The sequence below is a fragment of the Enterobacter sp. V89_11 genome (assembly GCF_029967775.1).
In the GTDB taxonomy this organism is placed as follows: domain Bacteria; phylum Pseudomonadota; class Gammaproteobacteria; order Enterobacterales; family Enterobacteriaceae; genus Enterobacter; species Enterobacter ludwigii.
Window position 1 is genome coordinate 1 of the sequence record NZ_JASCAN010000022.1, and the last position, 22965, is coordinate 22965.

Consider the following 22965-nt stretch of genomic DNA (forward strand, 5'->3'; position numbering starts at 1 on the left):
CCAGAGGGACTCTGGACGTTTTCATGTCAGTTTTACTAGAAACTCAACGTCCTCTTATCGCTCACAGCGGACCTTGCGGCTCTTATGCCGGTCCGCTTTGTGCAGAAAGGTAAATTCAGCTGTATTCAATAATATCAAACCCTTCATCAGCCGTTGGCTCTGCGAAAAAGCGCGTTATGGTTTCAAATTGTTGATCTGAGGCTGTAAATTCATGCATTCCTTCTGCATTACGGGCGCGCAAGCGGGATTTACATACTTCATCAGTAACTTTCAGATAATGCAGCCTGTTACTGGCACCTGACTCCTTAATGATGCTCATCATCCATTCACGATTGGTTTGTGTGTTTGCCGGAAAATCCAGAACTACGGATAGACCCGCTTTGAGTAGCGACACCAGATGAGGCTTCATAGCGTTTCTGAGTTTTGAAGAATACTGCACATAATCAGCTATGGATTGCATTTCATTGGCAAAGAGGGCAGCCAGCCAATAATCTTCACTGACAATTATGGTGCCGGGTAATGCACCTAACTTTGCTGACAATGTGGATTTGCCTGATGCAATTTTCCCACATAACAAGTGCAAAGTGGGTTTTTCTGACGTTGTTACTGAAGCGATATCCATTATTTACCTCACGGGATTGTTACCGGTAAGGCCCGCCTTACCGGCGGGAAAATGGCGAACGTTATCCCACCTGAGTCAGACAGGTGATAATAATCATTGAATGGAATAGGACAGAGTGTGTTTTCATTGTCATTCAAGTTAACAGGGCCTGAATGCAAAATCAGCAATTTTTTTCCCTTATATACTGAATGTCCACTCCAGTGAGTTTGGCCGCTTTGTGCCAGAAGCGGACATCTAACAAGGCGCTGAATTGAATAACACCAGCTGGCTCATCTTCGCTTACGTAGCGCATTAAGTAGCGTCTGCGTTGCATCGGAAGACGCTCCAGATGACGAACAAACCAGCCCAAATTCCCGGTGTATAGCAGGCGTCAAAGGCGCCACGCACAGGTTGCGCAGCGTCTCCGGCAGGGCTGATTCAGGTACAAGGGCGACGCCCATCTCTTCCCCGACCAGCTTACAGGCGCTAATCCAGTCGCGTACTGTCACGCGTATATCAGAAAGTTGCAAACCAGCCATTTCCATCAGGCTTTTTCCATTAACGACACATCCGCCTGTCGCCAGAATGAAGGGCTGGTCTGCCAGCGCCTTTAGCGTTATGCCATAAGCCCTGGCATGATGTGCCAGCTGATGTTTCGCTGGTATTACCGCGACCCATGCATCCTGTCCTAATATAACCTGTGCACGCCCGGGGCCGGGATTCATGACCACCCCAAGTTCTACGGTATCGGCGGCAAGCCACTCCTCGACTTCCTCGTCCGAACCTTCCAGGACAACGATTTCAATACCCGGATGCAGGCGCTTAACGTCGCGCAGAAGCCCTGGCAACAATGTGGATGTCACTGAGGGAAAACTGGCCAGGCGAATGCGCCCTCGGTGTAAGTCTCGGCTCTTATCAGCCAGTATGCGGATAGCATTCAGCTGCAAAAGCATGTTTCGTGCATTTTCAATAACCTGCTCACCCAGCGCGGTAATACCGATATACCGTCGCTCACGCGTAAATACCGGAAATCCAAGCGAAGCTTCGAGCTGGGCGATGGCCTGGCTGGCACCTGACTGAGTCATTCCTATCTCTTCTGCGGCGCGCGAGATGTTGCCGGCATCGGCGACGGCCACCAGCAGGCGCCAGTGTAAAAGATTCATCATGATTATCAGTAGCTCAGCTAATAGTTAGATTCTATATCATTAATTTTACAGCGAAATACGCGTCAAATACAGTGAGTTCAGAATTGCTTCGAATTTCTCGATGGCTTTACACATTTAACGGAGACAACATGAAACTCTATTACGCCCCGGATACCTGTTCGTTATCACCGCACATTGTGCTGCGTGAAATGGAAATTGAATTTGAACTGGTGAAGGTTAACAACAAAAGCAAGCTTACTGCTGATGGTCGCGACTTCCGCACCATTAACCCTAAAGGTTATGTCGCTGCACTTGAATTGGATAATGGGCAGATACTCACTGAGGGGCCAGCCATAGTGCAGTACCTCGCCGATCTTAAACCAGAATATGGCCTGGCACCGCGCGCGGACAGTTGGGCTCGGGTGCGTCTGCAGGAATGGCTTAACTTTATCACTAGTGAAATACACGCTGGCTCGGCACCGCTGTTCAACCCCGCGCTGCCTGAGGACATCAAAGCGATTTTTCAGGATAAGCTCTTCCGACAGTTCGATTTACTCCAGGCGAGGCTCGACGAAAACACCTATCTGACTGGCTCATCCTTCAGCGTAGCGGATGCCTACCTTTTTACTGTACTGGGTTGGTGTAAATTCTTCTCAATCCAACTGGAACGCTGGCCAGCGCTACCGGCGTACATGGAAAAAATAAATGCCCGACCTGCTGTACAGGCTGCATTACTGGCTGAAGTGTCTCAGTAGGGTAGGTAATCGCTTATTGCTGGACACAACATGTTGAGTGTCTGCAAAGAGGTCGTCTGCCCTTTGTTCTACGCGGGCCTGAAGTTGCGCGTAGCGTTCTGCTCTTTAGCATGAGCAGATGCTGAAACCCATTCCCGGCGGCATTCACTGCTGCTTTCGTTTCATTATGGACTCAACGCCGCGCGACTTTTTGCCTTCATCTATGCCTCAAGTCAGACCTTGCGGCTCTTATATCAGGCCGCTTTATACCCTAAGCGGCCGTTACGCCTGGCCACTCGTTTGTCGTGAGGAAACGTTAAGGCTCAAAATAATGCACTGTTTCAGATATAAAATTATACCGTCGGGACAGTACCGCCATCGATCACATATTCCGTACCGGTAATAGTGGCAGCACAGGATGACGCAAGGAAGACGATGAGGTTCGCCACTTCGATGGGCTTTGAGGGACGGCCCAGCGGAATTCCACCGAGTGCATTCATGATGATCTGCTTACCGCCCTCGTAGTCCGTTCCAGCCTGCTGAGCAAGTCGTTCCGCCATCGCTACCGATGCTTCGGTTTCTACCCAGCCAGGCGCCACACGCACCACCCGAATTCCCTTAGGGGACACCTCTTTCGACAGGCTTTTGCTGTACGCCGACAGTGCCGCTTTGGCCGCCGCATATCCGGTGGTCGATTCCGGTAACGGCAGTTCACGCTGAATAGAGGTGACGTGGATGATCACCCCATCCTGTTGCGCCAGCATCCCAGGCAACAACGCGCGATCTAAGCGTACCGCAGGCAACAGATTAAGATTGAGCTCCTGTTGCCATTCCTCTTCCCCAAGGGCTGCAAACCCACCGCCGGGAGCGGTAGAACCGCCTGCTACGTGGATGATGATATCGACGCCGCCCAGGTGTTTCTGAACGGCGTCCACGACTAAATTACATCCCTGGATGGTGGTCAGATCCGCCGCCACGAAAGCGTCTGCGGTAGATTCTGCGGGCTCGTGACGCGCGGTGGTTAGCACCGTTGCCCCTTGCTGTTTTAAAAGGCGGACAACTGCTTTGCCGATCCCTTTGGTACCTGCGGTAACCAGAACACGTCTGCCCTGTAAATCAAGATCCATCAGCATCAGATTATCTCCAGAGTCGCAATCTTGTCGCCAGCGAGGCCGAAAGTATGTGTAAGCATCACGGGGCTGCCGGGAAAATTACCGACAACGTTCGAGGTGACTATTACCCGATCGCCTTGCGTGAGAACTTCAATGGGGTGAACGCTATAGTCGAACGCATCACGCGCCGCGCGTTGCCACGCTTCGATTGCCGCGTGCCCCCGATGGGTTTTACCTTCGTCGAACACGATGGCATTGAGGGTAAAACAGCGCTTAACGCTGGCAATATCGGCACCATTGCCGATCGCAAAATAGGTTGAAATAGCTTGCGGTAGAGATAATGACATGGCCCTTACTCCCGTTATTTACAGTACGGGAATTTTTAACATAGACTGTAAAATTGACAAGTACGCACAAAAAAGTGAGCAACTGAATTATGAGTAAGTTATATAGCCCTGAAACCGCCGCAAGCGGCGTGGAACAAGTTCTGCGAATGCTGGAAGGTCGCTGGAAACTCATTATTCTGTTTCATCTTTTCGACGGAAAGGTGCAACGCTATTCTGATTTTGAAAAACTGATCCCCGAAATTTCGCAGAAGATGCTGGCACAACAGCTGCGACAGCTGGAGGCCGACGGCATTGTGTCACGTAGGGTATATCCCCAGGTTCCACCGAAAGTCGAATATCGGCTCACTGAGTGGGGGCAGGCGCTGTGTCCGGCTCTCGATGCGATGCTGAAATGGGCAGAAAAACGCGAGGTTTAGGGGCTCGGGTACATTTTTGTTTATGATCGAAAATTGTTGATGTTCATTCCTTGCTGATAGCAGACCTTACGGCTCTTATTTGGGTCCGCTTTGTGCCGGGAGCGGACATTATTTTTATCGACTTATTCTAAATTCAATGCAAGGTACTATTATTGAATATATCGGCTGGGTTAAATTATGAACACAACCAAACCCATAACGGGCAATATTGTGAAACGAAGGAATATTTGCATATGGCCTCATGGCCGCATCCCTGCTCATAGGCTGTTATGCGGACGTACAACGCATTGAGTGGAGTAGGGAGCATGATAAAGAGCGAAGTATGAAAATCGAAATCTACTAATCCTCGTAGTACCGAAGATTGCCGGCATACTATAGACTCTGGCACCCGCAGCGTTTCATATTCTAAAAGTCCTCAAGAAAGCTAAACAAGGCGTCCTGATTCTGTGAACGCTTTGAGCTTATGGAGCATATTTGCATTAATTAATCAAGCTCAGCTGATTATATAATAAACAAGAATCACACTATTTTCTATATTTAAATAAAACGGATAAAAACCGAGCCGGTTTAGGTGCTATGAAATGTTATTAACTCTTAAAAAAATTTGTTATGATAATTTTAGATTTGTTTTAAGTGGGGTGTTTTTTATAATTTCAGTATCCATTGTTGTAATTGTTAATTTTATTGGTGCGCGTTATAATTTGGTCATTAATCGCACCTTGGTTTTTGCTTTTCTGTTATTAACACTTCTTTGCATCAATAGCAAAATATTAAAAAACCTTATTGGCTTTATAGCCTTAACATTAATCGCTGCTGATTTATCTCTTCAGATGTATGCCTGGAATCACTTCAATGCTAAATTTGACTATGGTTTTGCATTAAGTGTAATAAATACTACAGGTAGCGAAGCATTTTCAATGTTAGGCGTTTATTGGAGAAGTTGTGCAATTTTTATGGGGTTGCTGTGTTTATTTGTTTTAACTATCAACTGTAGCACAAGTACCCTGCCGTTAAAGTATAGGCGATACCCTGCAATATTATTCGTGCTTTTGCTAACTGGCTATACTGTACAGGGTATACTGCATCAATTACGAAAAAGCAATGTTGATAGCCTTGCTCAACGTGTTGTCAATTCAACTCCACTGAGCACGGCTACAGTCTTTATGCAAGCCATCTCTGATATGAGTATTGCCTCCAGTATTAATAATAATACACCTGACTATTCAATATCACTATCAGATACCGGAATTGATAATTATGTAATTATTATTGGGGAGTCTGAGCGCAGTGCAAATATGAGCATATATGGATATGAGCGAAGCACGACTCCTGAACTGGAAGCAGAAATGAAAAATCTTCTGTTGTTCCAGCATGCCATTAGCCCCGCGCCAGTGACCATTATGGCTGTGCCACTTGCGCTCACTGCTGATTCAGTACAGGAAGCAGATCCCGCTAAGTACAGTGACAATATTATTAGTATAGCGAACAAAGCCGGGTACGATACGTACTGGTTTAGCCACCAGGGAAAAGGGGGCGCATATAATAATGTGATTACAGGTATCGCTATGAAAACCAAACACCATCAGTGGATTGAGCAGGGGTTCGATGACTCTTTGCTCCCAGAACTTGAATCAACGCTGAAAACATCTGGTAAGAAATTAATTGTGCTACATCTATATGGTAGCCACGAACCAGCCTGCGCGCGCTTCCCAAAAGATGCTTCCTTCTTTAAAGATGGAAATAAAGATGATGATTGCTATGATAACTCTGTGCGCTTCACGGATTATGTTATGGGGAAAGTTTTTAGCCAACTTTCAAATACACGCTCTTCTGTATTTTACTTTTCTGACCATGCCTTAATACGCGACCCTTCACGTTCAGTGGTATATTACCATGCGGGGGCTAATCCACCCCGGGAAGCGTTATCTGTCCCAACTTTCATTTGGTATAGCCCTAAAGTTGAAAGAAAGAATAAGTTGATCGGAGACTACAATACGCCATGGTCTACCGATGATGCGAATACCCTTTCCGAATTATGGCTCGGAATACATCGGGTTGAAAATGATATCGTTAGCTTGCAAAAGTGGCTACAGGACTATCAAAAACCGATTGTAATTAAGGATACAACGGGTAAGAAATTTAATTGGACGGATATAAAGTAGTAGAAACGATGATTCGTGGTTAAAAATTATTCTGCCGATTGACTGAAAATTCATGACTATGGGAGCCAGACCTGAAGAGGTACTGGCTCGTACTCTAAATATTCATGACCAGCTCTCCATTGATTTATACACTATGCTCTGAGTCAATCTTCATCGGGTGTGATAAAAATTGCGACATCCGCACCTCATTCACCGCGGCCGTCAGGGCAATGTAAATGAGCCTTCCATGACAATAACGCTTTTTCCTCCTACCCGAACTGACGGGCTTTCTGCAGTGCCGTCATAGCCTGAAAATAATATGCTGGCGCGCCCCATATCAACGCCCTGGCTTACGCGAAGAGAGAGCTCTTTTTTATTGCGAAGCTGGGCCAGCAGGGCTGTCACTGCGCCAGTCGCGCTGCCTGTTGCCGGATCTTCGGTCATGCGTGGCGTAAACATCCGGGCCTGCAAATCACACGGGTCTTCAGGATCCGTTTCCAGCGTATAGGCGTAAATGGACACCGCGCCGTCGAGGGGCAAAATAGCCCGGAACCCCTGCAAATTGGGTACGCAACAGCGAAGCGCATTTCGGGTCGCGAGTTCGACAATCAAAAAAGGCAGGCCAACAGAGGCGACGACAGGCATATGCATTTCAGTGCGTATATCACTGGCTTCAAGAGAGAGGCAGGCCGCCACGTTTTCCGGACTGACTTCTGAGTGGCAGGATAAAGCTTGCGGAACAAGAAGCTCTGCACCCGTGACCTTTGCATTTTCTTTGATAATCCTGACAGGTACCCGCCCGGCGGCTTCTTCGAATATCAGCGTTTCAGGTAGCGATTCGCCATTCAGTTCAGCCTGATACGCCAGGACAAAAGCAGTCCCAATATTGGGATGACCAGCGAAAGGGATTTCACGCGTCGGGGTAAAAATCCGTACCCAAGCCGTATGTGATGGTTCTTCAGGAGGTAAAACAAACGTCGTTTCACTGTAGCCAAATTCTAAGGCGAGCAGCTGCATTTGCTCAGTGGTCAATCCCTCGGCATCCAGAACGACAGCGACCGGGTTACCGCAAAACGGTTTATCAGTAAACACATCTGCAATCACATAACGTCTTCTCACCAGGACCTCAACTTCCATGCCTTAAAATGAATTTATACTCAACGAGTTTGTCGTTTTAATATACGCTCACGTGAAAACATAACCCACTGGCATTTACCTGTATGCGTATTTTTCACCTTAACGACGGAAGGTGATGTTTACCTGATTTTGTTCATCCACTCCGTTAAGGTGAGTGAATACAAAAGGCTCGGCGGTGCGTCTTTAATATCATGTATATCTCTGACATATCTCAGTCCCGTTTTTTCAAGAACGTTCTGTGATGCCAGATGGTTAGCTCTGACAACGGCTGAGATCTCGGTGAGTTGCATATCATCAAAACCATACCTTACCGCGCGTGTAGCAAATTCTGTCGCCAGGCCTTTTCCCCAGGCATCTGTCGATAACCGATACCCAAGATTGTTAATCACACAATCGCCATAGCTACGGATGCTCAGACCACCAAATCCGATGATTTTTTCAGGAGAGCCAAGAAGCGATATGGCGAAGCTACCAAAGCTGTGAGTTTGCCAGTGGGCGAGCCAGCGATTGAGAACCGTTTTTGCATGATCAATATCCGGGTAGGGGCCTGCGGGGTTAAACGTGTTCGTCGCCGGATCACCATAAATTCTGTAGAGATCCGCTACGTCTGATGCCATTACCGGGCGAAGGCACAATCGAGTTGTTTCAATTCGCAAACAGACCTCCTGATATGTGTTGACGGGAATATGTCTTTCATTAATTGATGCTCTCTGATTAAAGCATATATGTGTTTTGACGTAATTCGACAGATCCGATTGTGTGCTGTCGTGGCGAAACGCACACGACGAATACCCTGGTGTGTTAACCAATGGGCACAGGTCAGCCTCACCAGACATCAGTATGCGATGGACAGAATACGGACAAAAAAAGACCCGCAGTATGCGGGTCTGTATAAATGCTGAAAAGGGTAATCAGAACGACCAGCGCAGGTTAGCGTTGACCGAATTGATGCGGGTGTCTTGACCGAGTTGCCCCTGATAACCGACATCCAGCGTCGCAGCGCGCGACAGCTGTACGCGGACGCCGATATCGCCCACCATCACGTCCTCATCAACGGCCTGGCCCTGGGTGATGAACGCGTCACTGCCGGCAAATGCCATCCGCGATGAGGTGTTTTTATCCCCGTAGGCGTGCTGCCAGCCCAACGAACCATACAGGTTAACGTTTTTCGGCAGCTCGGTGACACCGCGCATCCCGAGCGTGGAGTAGAAGGTGTTCATCGTTTCATTACGCACGCTCAGTGCGGCGGCACCGCCATCTTCCCTGAAACTGTCGGTATGCAGTCGAATCCAGGACAGGTTGATAAACGGTTCAACATTCATCGCCGGCTGGCCAAAACGGTAGCCCGCCTCGGTAAACGCCAGCAGCGAGTTGGCGTCGTAATCTGACTTCAGGCGGTCCGAGAAACCACTGAAATCAACGTTGCGCTCGCCTTCAATCTTGTGCCAGGTGTAACCCAGCGCGCCGCGCAGTGAGAACGCATTCTGTTGCCCTGCGGCATACAGGCCAAGGTGATAGTTGTCGGTATCCGTGGATGAACGGCGGCTATCAACGTCGTAATCACCACGGCTATAGCCGAAGTACCCCCCGACACGTACGTTATGGTCAGCCAACGTGCGATCCGCGCCCAGCAGGAAGCCGGTGGTGTTGCCGTCCAGCTTGCCTGCGTTACCGTTGCCGCTCGTTCTGCTCCAGGAACTGAAGGTCTGGCCCCATATGCCGTTATTTTGTTGCTCCGGCTGTTGTACCAGCGACATCGCTAACGGCGGTATCGGCAGACTGTCATTATCGAACGCGCGCTGCATGCGCTGGTTCAGTACGTTGAACAGCTGAGTGCTGCCGGCGATCAGGTTAGACTGTACCGACGGGTAAACTTCACCTGACAGCTGGTTGAACGCCTCGCGCGCTTGCGGTGCGCTGAGTACCAGCAGAGAGTTATACAGCGCCAGGGAAGGGCCGTTTTGTGTCAGCGTGGAAAGCGCGCCGGCGGTATTCCACTGGTTGCTGGTGTTGGCTACCGTCTGGAAAATACCCGGCTTACCGCTTCCTGGATTTTCTCCACCTGGATTCTCGCCGCCAGGGTTTTCACCGCCAGGGTTTTCACCACCCGGATTCTCGCCGCCAGGGTTTTCACCGCCAGGGTTTTCACCACCCGGATTCTCACCACCCGGATTTTCACCCCCAGGATTCTCTCCGCCGGTCTCTTTCTGCGCGATGGTGAGATCGACTGCGTCGGTGCTCTGTTTCAGTGCCACGTCCAGGAAGGCGGATTTGGAGATGGCCCCGGCGAACTGGCCGTCAATTCCCCCGTCGGAGGTTAGAATGCGATAGCTTTGGCCCGTTTTGTAGCTGGTCTGCGGATCCAGCGCGGTAACCTGTACTTTAGCCTGATCGCTGATGGTCGTTTTGCCAGACACCAGTAACTGATCGCTGCGGCCGTCACCGGCGATATCAACGTCATAGAACGATTCACCCACAAAGTTCAGGTAGCGTTTCAGCGTCAGCGTGCCGATAGTACCATCACCGGGCGAGATATGGCCGCCGGAGAGGATCTCTGTCTGGCCCAGCGTGCCGTCACCGCCCAGCGTGCCGCCGGCTTTGATCGACGCGGCGCTGCTGTAACCTTGTCCGTTACTGACCTCCGATCCCGCCGTCGCGTTGAGGATCAGCGTGCCGCCGTTCTCGGCGCTAAGCGTCTGCACATCAAAAATATCGTCTTCGGGTTGGGTGTTGATATTGCTGGCAATAATGACTTTTCCACCGCGCGCGGTCACGTTCGCCTTGAGCCCTGAAAGATCGCCGTTCAGCGTGGTCTGACCGGAGGTATTGATCACTTCACCTTCGCCGCTCATCTTGTTGCTGAAAACGTAATTTCCGTCGGTATGGTTGAAGTAGACATAACTGCCGAATAACCCACCCCGAAGGCTGATTGCCGTCTTCGCATCAAGAGTGCCCGCGCCGCCCGCCGCGCCGAGCGTCGGCTCCGTTAAACCGGTGCCGGAGTCCATATTGCCGCGGCTGCCGATTATCAGCGCGCCCCGGTTCGAGCCAGAACCCGTCATCCCCACTACCAGCTCGTTACTGCCTGCGGAAAATGCACCGCCGTCCATGACCGACAGTACGCCATTGCCGTAATCGCCAACGCTAACGCTGCTGGCACTGGTAAAACGCGAGCCCTCGCCCGCGATAACCAGCTCGGCGGTTTTACGTGCGCCTGAGACGCCAGCCACCTGAATGTTGCCCACGTTAACCGCTCCGCCGTTGAGCACGTCCAGATCGCCATAAAGCGTGAGCGTACGGCCAACATTCCATTGCGAACCGGATCCCGTGACGGTGGCCTTCGGGCTCAGCTTGTCGGTTTCATCTGGGCCGGAACCATTGCCGATACGGGCATCGTAGGTGGTGTTGAGCGTCGCACCGTTTTCAATCGCCAGCGTGGAGCGGGCTCCCAGGTCAGTGCCAACGCTGAGAAAATTACTGACGACGCGTGAACCTGCGCCCGTAGCGATTAGATGGCTGTCGTAGCCACGGGTGGTACCGACCACGATCTCCTTCGCGCTGGCCAGCGCACCGTCTTCGACTCGCAGGGTGCCCAGGCCAAGATTCAGGCCACCACGCAGAATGTACTGATCGTTAACCGCGTTCAGCTCAGCGTTTGGTCCGCGGACCGTGACCACGCTTTCATAAATTTGGCCGTTGAACAGTCGACCGATATTGATGTTATAGGCAGTGATTTTGCCATTATCGATCAGCAGGTTTCCGCGTTGGTTACGGCCGACGTAAACATCGCCGGTGTAGCCTAAAGATTCGGTAACACGCGCGTCGCCGTCAAAAATGGCATCCGCTGCGCGAGCGAAATCGGCAGGGGAGAGCATCAACAGCGGTGCGGAAAATAGAGCGAGGTAAAGTCTGGAAAGCGGTGTCTTGACCGCTAAAGAATGCGATGTAGAGTTATTCACGGGCTATCTCCGTACTCATTAGCATGATGTCTGGAAAATCGTTTTTATATGAAACTCAAATGTGTCGGGAAATTTAAAAGGCGTTATTATTTGTACGCCTTTTGGTATTGAGGAAATTATTTATGCGTGACAACCGGCGTACAGGTCGGTGCGCTTAGCGTCGGCGCAGATCCTAAAATTCCAGGCATCATCATTGATGAGCAATCGAAAATTCGCCCTTTTTCTGTCGTGGCGCGATAAGAAAGTTTTTGCCCGCCCAACGCATCCGGTTGGGCACCATTCACGTTGGTCACCGTTATTTCGTCCGACGAGCCCAGCCCCAGCATTTTAGCGGTTTCCGCCTGCAGCAGTGGAATAGCCTGATCGGTTTTCAGGGTGGAACAACCGGCTAGCATCAACGTAACGGTTAAAGCGATTAGTGGTCTTTTCATAAATTATCCTTTATATCCAACCAGTTAAAATCACTGATTGTATTTATGTTTTCTATTACCCAAATCAGCGGGTAATATATTTCTCTTTCCTAATTGAAAAAACCCTCCTAAAGTAGGGTGGGTCGATAATAATTCATCTGTACTTTCAGATACGCGAAGGTGAAAGGAGATTCCTTTGGGGCAGAATTATGCGTTGGTCGTTGATGACCATCCATTGGTAGCAAGCGGCATCGCCAATTTTCTGATTACACATTGCCGGTTCAAACAGGCGTATGTCGTGACGAATGAAGAAGATTGCTACCGTCATATTAGGGAAAATGGCCCGCCACGTTTACTGGTAATCGATTTTTGGCTATCTTCCGGTACGGCGTTGAAATTACTCAAAGAAGTGAAACAGCTTTACCCTCAGGTGCGCCTCCTGGTCGTCAGTGGGGATGAAAATAACGATATCTGGCAGAAAGTGCATACGGCCGGAGGACACGGTTTCGTATTGAAAAGCGAACCTCCTGAATTATTCTCACGGGCCGTTTTTGCCCTGGCGGATAATCTGACATGGTTTCCTTGTGCAAACGAATGTGCCGTTAAGACGAATAATGAGAAGTTAAGTAAATTTAACTTAACGCCGCGGCAAATTGATGTTTTGAATATGATTATGCGCGGCCTGCCAAATAAAAGAATTGCCGCCCAGCTTTCTATTTCTGAGCCCACGGTAAAAGAACACATCAGCAATATTCTGAAAAAGATAGGCGTTAACAGTCGGGTGGAAGCCATCACGCTACTGCATGGCAAACGGGAGCCGTCGGAATGAGGTTTTTCCAGGGTTCACAGAACGATGGCATCTCTCCCCCCGCGCAAATTCGCCTGCTGAATAATACGTTTCTGCGGCTGGTATTCAGCTTTAGCGCTGTGCCTTTTGTCGGCATTCCTTTCGCTATCTGGATCCATTTGCTGGGGGACGATCTGGGTCCCACCATTACCTGGATAATAATTTACTTGCTCTGTGCTGTGGCGATCCGAATAGTGCATCGGCGCTATCAGCAAGAGGTTAAAGAAAATGATGATGAGGCCGTCCTGCGCCGCTGGCTTCCGCGCATTAATAAGGTGGCCTTTTTTCATGGGCTGGGGATTTCATCACTCTATTTAATTACCCCGCAGACGCAGAATTTTGACTTTTTCCTGCTCCTTAATATCAGCATTGCCGCTATTGTCGCTGCCAATGCGACGCATCTAACGCCGGTCATCAGCACCTTCACACGGTTTTTCTTTGCCTCCTGGGGGGTTCTGACTCTCGGTATCATCCTGCGACTGGATGACCTGATGTTCATCGTGCTGATGCTGAATCTGCTGTACGGCTTCGCAATCTACCGCCATGCGTTAACGTCCCACGCGTTCTTTATCCAGCAAGCACTGCTGGAAGAGCAAAGCTCACGCCTGGCGGAGCAGTTCCGGCAGGCCAAAGAAGAAGCGGAACAGGCGTTGCTCGATAAAAATCAGTTCCTGACGACCGCCAGCCACGATCTTCGCCAGCCGGTGCATGCCATGGGCTTTTTGATCGAAGCCATTATCCACAGAAACCAGGACGACAGCCTGACGCCGCAGCTGCTTGACCTGCAACAGAGCGTTCGTTCGGTGCACCTGATGTTCAATTCCCTGCTCGATCTCAGCAAAATTGAATCTGGCAATGTGATGACCGCCCCTACACGCGTGGACATCGGCACGCTTCTCGACTCGGTGATCACCCTGTTTCGCGAAGAGGCCAACAGTCGCGCCCTACGGCTGCGAACCTGGCGGCCCAAACGTCGCCTCTTCGTGATGGGGGACCCGCTGCTGGTGCGTCAGTCCTTGATTAACCTGATACAAAATGCCCTTCGCTACACGCAGCAGGGCGGTGTGCTGGTTGCCATCCGCCCGCGCGGTGCCGAGTGTCTGGTGGAAGTATGGGACACCGGGGTGGGGATTGCCGACGACGAAAAAAGCAAAATCTTCTCGCCTTACTACCGCCCCGAGCTGGCATGGAAGATCGACAGCGCAGGGCACGGGCTGGGCCTGGCGGTGGTTGCCCGCTGTGCCAAGCTGATGAACGTGAAGTATGGAATGCACTCCATTGAAGGCAAAGGTTCACGCTTCTGGATGCGCTTTACGCAATACACGGGTGACGTGAAAGCGGTGGATCCACTGCCCGCCGGTGACAACATCGCTTCCCCAGTACGCTATGCGCCACTGCATGGCTCCTGCCTGGTCGTTGACGACGATCCGCTGGTGACGTCCGCCTGGGAGAGCCTGATGAGCCTCTGGGGGATTAACGTGCGCTGCGCGGCCTCGGCCGAAGACGCTTTTGCCATCATTGACGACGGTTTCACGCCATTTGCTGTACTGTGCGACCAGCGCCTGCGATCCGGCGAAAGCGGGTTCGACATCCTGAAAGCACTTTTCGAACGTCTGCCCGACATGAGCGGCGCGATGGTCAGCGGGGAGTTTAACTCGCCGGTTCTGCTGGAAGCGGAGCAGGAAGGCTACCTGGTGTTGCGTAAGCCGCTGGAGCCAGCCAAACTGCATGCGCTACTGACACAGTGGTCTGCAGGCTCGGGCTAAAACGAAAGTGCAATTTGACTGCAACACAATTCTGGACATGCTATACTGTATATAAATACAGTATGAGAGGTGCATAATGGCTGTTGAAACAAAATATGTTGTCGTACGAAAAGGTGAAGAGAAAATGACATTTGCCAGTAAAAAAGAGGCTGACGCTCACGACAAACTGCTCGACATGGCAGAAGCGTTCACCGACTGGCTGTTGCAAAGCGGCATGCAGATGGATGAAACGCAGGCTGAAAATCTTGGGCTGTATCTCGCCGAGCAGAAAGAGGCCGTGCAGCATATTCTGCGTACCAGCAAGCTTCCCGATCTCAATGCCGCCAATGCCACAGATAGCCCCGAGCCAGATGCGGCTGGCAGTAAAAAAATCAGAGCCGTTAAAGCTGCCTGATCGCCAGAGTGCATCATTGATTCTGATGCCCCGAGTCAGGGGGGCATCAGGGCGTGTTGAGTGCCGCCCCGTTATCTGACAGGGGCGGAACGAAAACATATTATTGAGAGTTCAGCGCGAGAAGTCGTCGGGAAGCACTCATCCCATCACGATCAGAAGCTGTACGTCACTTTCAAACTTCCCGTGGGCGACGTTTTTCGTTGAACAATGGGGCTATTGCCTGCATCTCCCGTCAACTGCGTAACACCTGTTGCGACAGCTACGCTCCAGTCCGGGGTGAGCTTGTGGGTCCAGTCCACATTCAGCGAATAAGCATAAATACCGGATCCAGCATCATGTCGGGAAAACCCCGATGCTGCTGACTGTGCGGCATTCACCCCGTAGTAAGTCTGCATGTATTTGCTGGATCCCCAACTGGTGGTCAGCGCCAGCGTCAGCGAATTTTTCGGTGATGTATAAAGCGGGCTGATAATCCCGAAGTGCAGGGCCTCACCGTTGTTTCTTTCAGAAACCGGCACTTCAGCCTGCAATTGCACACTCAGCCAGTCGGTCACCTTATACCCCAGTCCGGGCACAATGATGGCCGATCCTTTGACATCACCCATACCCCGCAAGTCGTCACTGCCGGAGCTTATTGAATCGCTGCTCACGTCACGATCCTTGCGACCAACGCGATAGCTCAGCGCAGCGTTGTAATCCAGTTTACCGACACTGTTACCGTAACCGATACCCCGCGTGGTGCTGATAAAGACGCCATTTGCCATGGAGTAATCAAGCACTAATGCTGTAGTGGCGCGGCTTTTATCCGAACCAGAATAGCGTGGCGCAATATCCACACCTCCCCCCAGGGTCAACACGTTACCCTGGTTCTGTTCTGCCGCCAGTGTCGGGGTGGTCAGAAACGCCAGAACGACTCCCGGCACTATTTTTTTCAGGCTGCGAGGCAGGAGCAAAGGAGGAAACTGATGACGCAGTGCGATGTTTCTCATTAAAGAAGTCCTTGTGGATTCAAATGATGACGATACAAGCGGTTATTCACGCCAGTTTTCTCAGTTTGAATACGCACCCTAAGGTTCTTATGAGCCGAAAATGAAGAAACACTGAAGCAAGTACCGCTGCAGTAAACCTGATAGATTTATCGAAACCGTTTTTTTCTTAAGACGTTCTTCATTCACTGTTGATACCGTTACCAATGTGAAAATTCTACTAATCGAAGACGACCTGGATCTGGGCAATGGCGTGCGGATCGCCCTTGCAGATCAAGGGTTTGATGTCATATGGGTTCGCCGCAAAGAGGATGCGCTGCATCAGCTTGATGCCTGCGTGCCAGAATTGATATTGCTCGACCTGGGACTGCCCGATGGCGATGGCATGGGCCTGATGACCTGCTTGCGGCAACAGTTCAAGGGGATCCCTGTCATCATCCTGACTGCGCGAGGCACGCTACAGGATCGCCTGTGTGGGCTGGATGCCGGTGCAGACGATTACCTTGTTAAACCTTTTATTCTCGCCGAGTTGTTGGCCAGGGTAAGAGCGCTTGCGCGACGCAGTTACGGTTTTCAGAATGAGGCAATAGAAATCAGAGGGTTATCTCTGCATGTGCCAACGCGTCGCGTGACGGTGAGTGCCCGTCATGTGGAGTTGACGGCAAGTGAATACGCGCTGCTTGAAACGTTAATGTTGCGCGCTGACCGCGTGCTTACACGACGTTTTCTGGAAGAAAGAATCTTCGGCACCAAAGAAAATCTGAGTAATGCTCTCGACGTGCATATGGGGAATTTGCGTCGAAAAATCGGGGACGGTTATGTGCGAACGGTGAGAGGGGTGGGGTATGTCATTGATACTGTCCCGATCAACAAAGGCGGTGATTGATGCGAAATATCTGGCGCACCCTGAGACTCCCCACGCTCGTACGGCGAATCATCATCGCCCAGATGCTGCTGCTTACCTTGCTGTGGTGTCTTTTTTTGACTTTTGTTTTGTGGGAGGACTTGCGTAGCCCTCCGATATTAACGGGCAGTAAGACCTACGAAACCCTTTTTACGCTGGTGAACAGTATGGACGATCGCCCGCAGGAACGCACCGATGTGCTGAACACGTTCAGTAAGGCGTTGCGGGAAGGATATGGCGGAGGTGAAGATCCTGAACTGTCAATCAGCCTCATTATTCGCAAACATAACGAGATAATTTATTCATCTGATGGCGCACCAACAGGGGTCGTAAACACCCAACTGGGGGAATTACAGCGTATTGAGAGTGAGGGGCGCACCTGGACCAGCCGTACGCTAAAATCCGGGAACTCCGATGTGGAGGTGACACTTGTGACGCCTGCCGGAGGATGGAACTTCTTTATCTACCTGAACTCGCGTGGCTATTACATATTGCCGCTACTGGTGTGCATTCCTTTTCTTTTATTTCCCGCGTGGCTGTCAATTCGTATTGCAATGCGCCCCTGGAGCAAGGTCGTAAATGAAATATCCTTGCGAACGCCAGACGATCTCTCTCCATTAAAAGCCATGCCAAAACACATGGAGCTTCGTCAAATGGTGGACGCGATAAACGTGTTTCTTGCCAGGGTGCGCGAAAGCGCGGAAAGGGAACGGATTTTCATTGCTGATGCCGCTCACGAGCTGCGTACTCCTCTGGCTGCAATGCGAATCAACGTGGAGGCGCTGCAGTCGTATGTAAGCAATGAGACTCAACAGGAATTACTGGCGGGGATTGTTCGCAGCAACAGCCGGGCCGCCCGACTCGTCAATCAATTGTTGCTGATGATGCACAGTGAAGCACGTATTGATGCCGTTATGCAGCCAGTGCCGCTGACGACGCTCATTCAGGAGCGAATGGCTGCACTGGAACCGCTGGCTACGGAGCGCAGGATAGAGCTTGAATTCGTCTCTGATGATGAAGTCTGGATCACAGGCATCAGGGAGCGCCTGATGTCGCTGATTGACAATTTGATTGAGAACGCAGTCAAGTACAGCCCTGAGGGCGGACGGGTTGAAGTAGAGATACGATCGCGGGATAAAGCCACGCAGCTTCGTGTCTCAGATGCCGGGCCCGGTATTCGGCCTGAATTGAGGGAGCGTGTGTTCGACCGATTTTTTCGCGATCCCAACCAGATGCAAAGCGGGAGTGGACTGGGACTTGCCATCGTCAACGCGGTTGCGCAGCAACACAACAGCAGCGTAGGCCTGTGTACGTCTGCAGAAGGCGGGCTCCTGGTCACTGTCGATTTCCCAACTCAGATAGCCGAAAATGCGTAGCAGAGGCCAGAAGCAGACATCTAAGAAAAACGACCTGGTGTTTGATTCGGGGACTCTGTTTGCATCAACGTTATTTTAAAGGCCTGTTTTATCGAGCCATCTGGACACACGCTGGGCCAGTTCATCCGGTTTTTCCAGAGGAATAAGGTGTCCACAAGCGTCGACATAATCCACACAGGTTCCGGTTAGCCTGGCGAGTTCTTCTGCCTCCTCTGTTGAACGCAGCCGATCATGTTTCGCTGCAATAACGTAGGTCGGGCATAAAATGGGTTTTAACGTTATTCGCTCGCGGTTTAGCCCTGACTGGACTCTGAATACATCGGCTCCCAGCCTTTTTCCCATATTACGGATTTTCTTAATAATGGCCGTATTACTGGCGAGATCAGCATGAAGTGATTTTCTAATGGCCGTTGTGCTCAGCCCACTAAATTCTCTGGAGGAATTGATATTCGCTGCAGCAACACGGGTATTTATCTGTTCTGCCGAATCCTCTCTGAGAGACGTGGCAATGAGGATCATCGCCGCTGTCCGTTCCGGAAAAGCCTCATAAATAGCTCTGGCAACATAACCACCTAGCGAAAAGCCGGCCAGCACAAAACGCTCCGGTAGTTTCTGGACTATATTAGCGGCTATATCCTGGATTGTGGTTCCTTGGCCCAGGCTCGCAGGTATAAAGAGCCTGCGCTCGGGAAATGCGGTGATAAAATCGTCCCACAGTGTTTCATCAAGCATAAATCCCGGGATAAGTACCACAGGAAGGTTCTCTGCATTCATCGGCAAGCCTCATTTCCTGGCCGCAGTGCCATTGCCAGGGTTTCTAAATCTGTAAACATAGCCTATTGCAGTTGATGAAGACATTGTCGTCTCGTCGAGGTCTGCCGTTTGTTCGTAGCAGACCTTGCGGCGCTTAAGTCGATCCGGTTCGTGCCTGAGGTGATTTGGGGACTCACGGCGGCACTATTTTTTAGCCACAATCCGCATTTCCACCAGCGCATTTTCTGGAATGAACGCTGATACGCCTATGGCAGTCCACGCCGGGTAGGGTGCCTTAACATATTCATCTTTCACCTTAGAAAAAACGTCTATATGTTTTTTAAGATCAATATGAAAAGTGGTTATCTCAAGAATATTTTCATACCCTAAGCCTGCGGCTTTCAAATAAACACCAAGCTTATAAAACGCATCATGGAATTGTTCTTCCGGATGCTGACTTATCGGTTTGTCCTTCCGTGCCGCGGTAACACCAGAGAGATACACCGTGCCATCTGCTTCGATGACAGGCGAGAAGTGCCAGTCATCGAAATAATGTTGGAATTCTTCAGGGACTATCGATTTTTTCATGATTTTTTCTCAGGTTGACGCATGAGTACCTGCTGCGGGTAAACGGCACGCTGGGGAGGAACATGAGCAAGGATGTCCACGCCTCAGCCAGTTGATTGTCTGTTACGTTACTTGATAGACGCGCCGCTCGCAGCAGAAAATAAACCGGAGGCCTGCCGGGTAAGCCGGATGCTTAGCGCGGCACCCGTGGCCAGGCATATCGCCATCGCCAGAAGGGCGACGATAAAGGCATGCGTAATATTTGCACCGCTTCTGCCGGTGTCCAGCATGCTGTAAAAAATGCCACCGATGACGGCGACGCTCAGTGCAGTGCTGATTTGGAGTGTCGAGCTGGTTACTCCGGCAATCATGCCTGAAAACGCCGGTGCAACGCGGCCTGTCACCATCCGGACCAGCGTCGGCATCGCCAGTCCCTGGCCGAGGCCGGTGATAAAAAGCAATACAGCGAGTGGCAGCATGGACGGTGCGCTACCCGTCATGGTATGGGCAATCAACCCTGCCAGGCCTGTTAACCCCAACGTCTCGCATCCCATCCCGATTGCGCTCAGGTAATTGCCGACAAAACGCCTCAGATAAGGTGTTAGCAACGGACCGATCAGAAAACCCACGCCAAAAGGCAGAAAAAGCAGGCCCGCAGTCAGGGCGTTTAACTGCAACGCATCTTGTAGATAAACGGAGAACAAAAGAAAGAAGGCCCCGATAGAATAAAACAGCAAAACGATCGCCAGCCCCTGGCCCAGCCCCGGTGCGCGTAACACGACCGGATCAAGCAGAGGCGAACCGCCGTTCTGGCTAAGGCGACGCTCATAACGCCATAACAGCGACGCCAGCAGCGGGACAGCCAGAAATGACAGCCATGTCCACCAGGGCCATCCCGCTTCACGGCCTTCAATTAACGGCACAATCAGCGCACTCAACGTGGCGCTCGCCAGTAACATGCCGACCGGGTCCAGTCGTTGTGCGGATGGCGCACGCGTCTCTTTCAGCAGTGGCAACCCGAAGAGAATGACCAGCAGCGCCACCGGCAAGTTAACGAGAAAAATAGCGCGCCATCCCAGGTGAAACAGATCCGCTGAGATCAGGATACCGCCCACTACCTGCCCGATAACCGAGGCCAGGCCAAATACAGCGCCATAGATACTCAACGCGAACGGTTTTTCCGCTTCCGGAAAAATGGCCTGTACGGAAGCCAGTGCCTGAGGCGCCATAATCGCGGCCGTAGCACCCTGTAACACGCGTCCACTAATCAGTACCCATGGTGACCAGGCTAAACCGCACAGCAGCGATGCCGCCGCAAAACCGATAAGCCCTATAAAAAACATCTTCCCACGACCATAAATATCACCCAGACGGCCGCCGGTAATTAAGGTTACGGCATACACGGCTGCATAGGACGAAATGACCAGCTGTTCAGCAGAGGAAGAGGCGCTCAGCTCGTTCTGAATAGCAGGCAGTGCAACATTGACGATAAAAAAATCGAGCGGGGGCAAAAATGCGCCAACCAGCAGGATGACAAACATTGCCCAGCGACGCGGCTCGGCTTGCGGGAGGATAGGGGTCGACATGGAACACTCCACAGGTAACAGTTATGTGCAGAGATTGAGAGGCAGGGCGTTAGCGCATGCCACCAGAGGCAAGAATCACCTCACCGGTGATCCATCCCGCATCGTCTGATGCGAGAAATGAGACGATCGGCGCAACATCCTGCACCTGACCGATGCGGCCGAGTGGGGTCTGCTTTTCATTCCATGTCTGGAAGTCCGAGTTCATCGCGCCTGCACTATGACTGCCTTCCGTTTCGATAAGGCCAGGGTTGACCGCGTTGACGCGAATTCCCCGGGGGCCGAGTTCTCGTGACAGTACCCCGGTAATAGCATCGATCGCCCCTTTGGTGCCGCTGTAGATGGCACTCTCGGCGATAAAGACGCGGGTGACGAACGAACTGATGTTAATGATGCTGCCGCCTTTATTCAGATGCGGCGCAGCAGCGCCGGACATTAACAGCGGGCCCAGAACATTGATGTCGAATTGTCTGCGGTAGAGTGCCTCTGTGCTCTCTTCAATGCGGGCGAACTCATAAATGCCGGCGTTGTTCACCACAATGTCCAGCCGCCCGAAAATGTCGATGGCCGCGTTAACCAGCGCCTCAACCTCAGCCTGACGGGTGACATCCGCCGCGACCGCTACCGCCTGCCCACCGGCAGCCTGTATATCGGCAACGACGTTATCAGCACTACTTTTGTCTGACGCGTAATTGACAATAACCTTCGCGCCGTCAGCCGCCAGTTGACGGGCAATCCCGGCTCCGATGCCTTTGGAACCACCGGTTACAATCGCCACTTTGTCTTTTAATTTGTACATGTCATTCATTTCCTGACTGGGGGGTGAGGACGCTATAGTGATATCGACAAAGTTGTTTTGGAACTGCCACTTTTGTATATTCAATGTTCATTTTTGTACGGTGAGACACTGGCATGGAATGGGGCGATGTCCGGGTATTTCTTGCAGTTATGCGTAAGGGCTCTTTCGGCGAGGCGGCACGAAGCCTGGGTGTGAGCCATCCGACGATTGGTCGCCGGATAAAGGCGCTTGAGGAAGAGGCGCAGCAAGCGCTATTTCGCCGGACACAGGATGGTCTGGTTCTGACCGACGCCGGCGATAGGGTGCTGAAGCTGGCAGAAGCGATGGAAAACTCCGCGCTGGCGATGGAGCGGCGTCTCGCCGGTAATCACGAACGTCTTGAAGGGATATTGCGGATCTCTTCAGCAGAGTGGTTTGCCAACTATGTTCTCGCACCGGTCCTGGAGGAACTGACGCGCCGCCATCCGGCGATTGTGCCGGAGCTTATCGCAAGCTACCGCTTACTTAACCTGTCGCGGCGTGATGCCGACATTGCGTTTCGCATCGTTCCCTTTACCGAACCGGATATTGTCCAGCGCCGCCTGATGCGCATCCCCTATGCGCTATATGGAACGCCGGAAATCGCCGATATCGCCCGACACGATCCGGCCGCAGTGGGGCTTATTCTGATGAACACGGCACAATCCCACTTCTCTGACGTCGCCTGGCTGCTCGACAGGTTCCCCCAGTCACGACGTGTGTTCACCAGTACCAGCCGGGCCGTACAGGCACAGATGTGCCAGCGCGGAATGGGCATCGCCGTGTTACCGCGCCCGCTTGGTGATGCCATCACCGGCTTAGCGGCTATCAGCATGCCGGAGCCACCGCCGTCCAAAGATATATGGGTAGGGTATCACTCTGACCTCCGGCATATGGATCGCCTGCGGGTTATACTGGATATCGCCGATGCGATGCTTGCCGATCCCGCGGCGCCGTCAACGTGAGCGAC

General features: G+C 51.5%; 22 protein-coding genes. 9 read left to right on the top strand and 13 right to left on the bottom strand.

All coding sequences use genetic code 11. The features are described 5' to 3' along the window. Positions 1-115: 115 nt before the first annotated feature. Entirely contained in the window at positions 116-622 is a 507-nt protein-coding gene (locus QLG09_RS15950) for an ATP-binding protein (RefSeq protein WP_032677602.1), read from the bottom strand. A 269-nt stretch (positions 623-891) separates the two neighbouring features. Then, a complete protein-coding gene (locus tag QLG09_RS15955) occupies positions 892-1767 on the bottom strand; it encodes a LysR family transcriptional regulator (RefSeq protein WP_282489063.1) in 876 nt (291 codons plus the stop codon). A 128-nt stretch (positions 1768-1895) separates the two neighbouring features. Between QLG09_RS15955 and gstA the strand changes: the two genes are divergently transcribed. Then, positions 1896-2501, top strand: coding sequence for a glutathione transferase GstA (gene gstA, locus QLG09_RS15960; RefSeq protein ID WP_183516567.1), 606 nt, complete (start codon positions 1896-1898; stop codon positions 2499-2501). A gap of 332 nt (positions 2502-2833) precedes the next feature. Here the strand turns inward: gstA and QLG09_RS15965 are convergent, their stop codons facing one another. Next, on the bottom strand, positions 2834-3613 hold the full coding sequence (locus QLG09_RS15965; protein ID WP_047955189.1) for an SDR family oxidoreductase: 780 nt from the start codon (positions 3611-3613) through the stop codon (positions 2834-2836). Continuing rightward, complete coding sequence (locus QLG09_RS15970) at positions 3613-3939, bottom strand: nuclear transport factor 2 family protein (protein WP_032681485.1); 327 nt, start codon at positions 3937-3939, stop codon at positions 3613-3615. The genes QLG09_RS15965 and QLG09_RS15970 overlap by 1 nt, the downstream gene beginning before the upstream one ends. Before the next feature lie 89 nt (positions 3940-4028). Between QLG09_RS15970 and QLG09_RS15975 the strand changes: the two genes are divergently transcribed. Both QLG09_RS15975 and QLG09_RS15980 read left to right on the top strand, forming a co-directional pair. After that, positions 4029-4355 (top strand): helix-turn-helix domain-containing protein, encoded by a 327-nt coding sequence (locus QLG09_RS15975; RefSeq protein ID WP_014169010.1) that lies wholly within the window; start codon positions 4029-4031, stop codon positions 4353-4355. A gap of 581 nt (positions 4356-4936) precedes the next feature. Continuing rightward, positions 4937-6517, top strand: a complete 1581-nt coding sequence (locus tag QLG09_RS15980) for a phosphoethanolamine transferase (protein WP_183516566.1) — start codon at positions 4937-4939, stop codon at positions 6515-6517. A 201-nt stretch (positions 6518-6718) separates the two neighbouring features. Here QLG09_RS15980 and QLG09_RS15985 read toward each other — a convergent pair whose 3' ends face one another. From QLG09_RS15985 to QLG09_RS16000, 4 genes are all read right to left on the bottom strand, one after another. Beyond that, on the bottom strand, positions 6719-7615 hold the full coding sequence (locus tag QLG09_RS15985) for a PhzF family phenazine biosynthesis protein (RefSeq protein WP_068795188.1): 897 nt from the start codon (positions 7613-7615) through the stop codon (positions 6719-6721). Between the two features lie 137 nt (positions 7616-7752). Continuing rightward, positions 7753-8289 carry a GNAT family N-acetyltransferase gene (locus QLG09_RS15990; protein WP_044868879.1) on the bottom strand — a complete coding sequence of 179 codons (537 nt, stop codon included), beginning with the start codon at positions 8287-8289 and terminating at the stop codon, positions 7753-7755. A 255-nt stretch (positions 8290-8544) separates the two neighbouring features. Next, positions 8545-11592 (bottom strand): autotransporter domain-containing protein, encoded by a 3048-nt coding sequence (locus tag QLG09_RS15995; RefSeq protein ID WP_282489064.1) that lies wholly within the window; start codon positions 11590-11592, stop codon positions 8545-8547. A 116-nt stretch (positions 11593-11708) separates the two neighbouring features. Further along, entirely contained in the window at positions 11709-12023 is a 315-nt protein-coding gene (locus QLG09_RS16000) for a lipoprotein (protein WP_014169014.1), read from the bottom strand. Positions 12024-12198: 175 nt separating this feature from the next. On the opposite strand from QLG09_RS16000, the gene QLG09_RS16005 reads away from it, so the two are divergent. From QLG09_RS16005 to QLG09_RS16015, 3 genes are all read left to right on the top strand, one after another. Next, on the top strand, positions 12199-12831 hold the full coding sequence (locus QLG09_RS16005) for a response regulator transcription factor (RefSeq protein ID WP_044867764.1): 633 nt from the start codon (positions 12199-12201) through the stop codon (positions 12829-12831). Beyond that, positions 12828-14615, top strand: coding sequence for a hybrid sensor histidine kinase/response regulator (locus QLG09_RS16010; RefSeq protein WP_151711985.1), 1788 nt, complete (start codon positions 12828-12830; stop codon positions 14613-14615). The genes QLG09_RS16005 and QLG09_RS16010 overlap by 4 nt, the downstream gene beginning before the upstream one ends. A gap of 76 nt (positions 14616-14691) precedes the next feature. Next, positions 14692-15009 carry a YebG family protein gene (locus QLG09_RS16015; protein WP_282489065.1) on the top strand — a complete coding sequence of 106 codons (318 nt, stop codon included), beginning with the start codon at positions 14692-14694 and terminating at the stop codon, positions 15007-15009. 152 nt (positions 15010-15161) lie between these two features. Here QLG09_RS16015 and QLG09_RS16020 read toward each other — a convergent pair whose 3' ends face one another. Next, positions 15162-15998, bottom strand: a complete 837-nt coding sequence (locus tag QLG09_RS16020) for a MipA/OmpV family protein (protein WP_282489066.1) — start codon at positions 15996-15998, stop codon at positions 15162-15164. A gap of 205 nt (positions 15999-16203) precedes the next feature. On the opposite strand from QLG09_RS16020, the gene QLG09_RS16025 reads away from it, so the two are divergent. Next, positions 16204-16881, top strand: coding sequence for a response regulator transcription factor (locus tag QLG09_RS16025; RefSeq protein WP_282489067.1), 678 nt, complete (start codon positions 16204-16206; stop codon positions 16879-16881). Then, positions 16881-18275, top strand: a complete 1395-nt coding sequence (locus QLG09_RS16030; RefSeq protein ID WP_282489068.1) for an ATP-binding protein — start codon at positions 16881-16883, stop codon at positions 18273-18275. Before QLG09_RS16025 ends, QLG09_RS16030 begins: the two co-directional genes overlap by 1 nt. Before the next feature lie 75 nt (positions 18276-18350). Here QLG09_RS16030 and QLG09_RS16035 read toward each other — a convergent pair whose 3' ends face one another. From QLG09_RS16035 to QLG09_RS16050, 4 genes are all read right to left on the bottom strand, one after another. Continuing rightward, positions 18351-19049, bottom strand: coding sequence for an alpha/beta hydrolase (locus QLG09_RS16035; protein WP_226876204.1), 699 nt, complete (start codon positions 19047-19049; stop codon positions 18351-18353). Positions 19050-19232: 183 nt separating this feature from the next. Then, positions 19233-19616, bottom strand: coding sequence for a RidA family protein (locus QLG09_RS16040; protein ID WP_049022507.1), 384 nt, complete (start codon positions 19614-19616; stop codon positions 19233-19235). Between the two features lie 107 nt (positions 19617-19723). Then, positions 19724-21181 carry an MFS transporter gene (locus QLG09_RS16045; protein ID WP_282489071.1) on the bottom strand — a complete coding sequence of 486 codons (1458 nt, stop codon included), beginning with the start codon at positions 21179-21181 and terminating at the stop codon, positions 19724-19726. A gap of 49 nt (positions 21182-21230) precedes the next feature. Continuing rightward, a complete protein-coding gene (locus tag QLG09_RS16050; protein WP_282489072.1) occupies positions 21231-21977 on the bottom strand; it encodes a glucose 1-dehydrogenase in 747 nt (248 codons plus the stop codon). A gap of 113 nt (positions 21978-22090) precedes the next feature. Here QLG09_RS16050 and QLG09_RS16055 point away from each other — a divergent pair, with 113 nt between their 5' ends. Next, the gene (locus QLG09_RS16055) at positions 22091-22960 is read left to right on the top strand and encodes a LysR family transcriptional regulator (protein WP_282489073.1); all 870 of its coding nucleotides are present in this window, start codon (positions 22091-22093) and stop codon (positions 22958-22960) included. The last annotated feature ends 5 nt before the right edge of the window (positions 22961-22965 follow it).